General features: G+C 70.9%; 2 protein-coding genes. One reads left to right on the plus strand and one right to left on the minus strand.

Features of this window, described 5'->3' with window-relative positions; all coding sequences use genetic code 11:
* A partial coding sequence (locus Q2100_RS31145; protein ID WP_302917112.1) for an FAD-dependent monooxygenase occupies nucleotides 1–1,204 on the minus strand: 1,204 nt, incomplete at its 3' end.
* Between the two features lie 33 nt (nucleotides 1,205–1,237).
* Between Q2100_RS31145 and Q2100_RS31150 the strand changes: the two genes are divergently transcribed.
* A partial coding sequence (locus Q2100_RS31150; RefSeq protein ID WP_302917113.1) for a thiamine pyrophosphate-binding protein occupies nucleotides 1,238–1,775 on the plus strand: 538 nt, incomplete at its 3' end.

Consider the following 1,775-nt stretch of genomic DNA (forward strand, 5'->3'; position numbering starts at 1 on the left):
CGGCGCCGCCTGCGGCGACGATCGAGCTGTCGGCGTAGTCGATGAGCAACTGCCCTTCGCGGAGCACCGTGCGGCTCGCGTCCGGCGAGTCGGCGCCGATGCCCTGGCGGGCGCTGCGCACTGTCCGGCCGACGACCTCCTCGCCGACCGGCCTGCGTTCGGCGTCGTAGCTGTCCAGCAGCCCGCCGGCGGCGTCACCGGCGACGGCCAGCGCCAACTTCCAGGCCAGGTTGTGGGCGTCCTGGATGCCGGTGTTCATCCCCTGGGCACCGGTCGGCGGGTGGATGTGGGCGGCGTCGCCCGCGACGAACACCCGGCCGCGGCCGTAGGCGTCGACGATGCGGTGACTGATCCGGAACACCGACGACCACCGCAGATTGCGGGCCGTCGCCGGCTCGGGCGCCAGCCGGTCGAGCACGGCCTGGAGGTGACTGACTTCGGGCCTGCGGCCGCCCTCGAAGCCGTGTGCCACTCCGTCGGCGGGCGCCGCGGCCAGTTCGTCGGGCACCAGCATCGACATCCGGTACCGGTTGCGGCCCGGCAGCGGGATGCACACCAACAGGTCGTCGGTCGTGCCGTCGGTCTGGTGCATCGCCCTGATCGCGTATCCCGGCGGCTGCGACCAGTCGACCTCGACGTCGCCGAGCATGTACTGCTCGTCGAATGCGGCGCCCTCGAACGTGAGTCCCAACCCCTTGCGCACCACGCTGTGCGCGCCGTCGGCGCCGACGAGATAGGCGGCGCGGACAGTGGACTCGCCGTCCTGCCCGGCGAGGGTGGCGCTCACGCCGTCGGCGTCCTGGGTGAAGGCGGTCAGGCGCACGCCACGCTGCACCTCGACACCGCGCCTGTTCGCCTCCTCGCGCAGGATGCGTTCGGTGGCGTACTGCGGAATGCACAGGAAGGCGAACGGGATGTCGCCCGGAAGCGTCAGGTCCAGCTGCGTCACCTTCTCGCCGTTGACGTAGACGATCTGTCCGCGCATCTCGGTGCCGGCGTCGAGGACATGGCGCAGGATGCCCATCGATTCGAACACTTCCAGCGTTCGAGGCTGCACACCAACGGCTTTCGCGTACTGCGGCGGGTCGGGGAGTGGGTCGACGATGCGGCAGGCCACGCCGCGGCGGGCGAGTTCGACGGCGGCGGTCAACCCGACCGGTCCGGCGCCTGCGATCAATACCTCGGTGTCATTCGCGGTGTGCACAGCCAAAGCGTATGCCGCCGATATGCTGCGGCCATGAGCAATGAGGCTCCTGCCGAACAGAGCGTGAACGCCGGGCATCTGATCGCACGGCGGTTGCGCGCCAGCGGCATCGACACGATGTTCACGCTGTCGGGCGGACACATCTTCCCGATCTACGACGGCTGTCGGGCCGAAGGGATCCGGCTGATCGACACCCGGCACGAGCAGACCGCGGCGTTCGCCGCCGAGGGCTGGTCGAAGGTGACGCGGGTGCCGGGCGTCGCTGCGCTGACGGCCGGTCCGGGAATCACCAACGGGATGAGCGCGATGGCCGCCGCGCAGCAGAACCAGTCGCCACTGGTGATCCTCGGCGGCCGGGCACCGGCGATGCGCTGGGGCCAGGGTTCGCTGCAGGAGATCGACCACGTGCCCTTCGTCGCGCCGCTGTGCCGATTCGCGGCGACCGCGCAGTCGGCGGGCGCGGCAGCAGGTCTGGTCGACGATGCGCTGCGGGCGGCGGTCGGCGCGCCCTCGGGGGTGTCGTTCGTCGACTTCCCGATGGATCACATCTTCGGCGCGGCGCCGGACACCG

This window comes from Mycolicibacterium arseniciresistens (genome assembly GCF_030519285.1).
Lineage (GTDB): Bacteria > Actinomycetota > Actinomycetes > Mycobacteriales > Mycobacteriaceae > Mycobacterium > Mycobacterium arseniciresistens.